At 40.5% G+C, this 232-nt stretch carries 1 protein-coding gene; it reads right to left on the bottom strand.

The window, feature by feature from the left end:
* Positions 1–232, bottom strand: a 232-nt coding sequence (locus NE637_RS15590; protein ID WP_256267834.1) for a response regulator, incomplete at both ends; no start/stop codon positions are given.

Genomic DNA, 232 nt, shown 5'->3' on the forward strand with positions numbered 1-232 from the left:
TGCACTTCCACTCTGGCAGTTACTTCTTTAATATCAAACGGCTTTGTCACATAATCATCCGCTCCGCCGCGCAAAAATTCCACTTTATCATCAATCGTATCTTTTGCTGTTAGAATGATCACCGGGGTATTTCCTTTCTTTCGAATATCTCTAAGTACTTCTTCCCCCGGAATTCCCGGAAGCATTAAATCAAGAAGTATAACCGAATATCTTTCCCCCTGTAAAATCATTC

Origin of the sequence: Desulfovibrio desulfuricans, from assembly GCF_024460775.1 — a bacterium.
GTDB classification, from domain to species: Bacteria; Desulfobacterota; Desulfovibrionia; order Desulfovibrionales; family Desulfovibrionaceae; genus Desulfovibrio; species Desulfovibrio desulfuricans_E.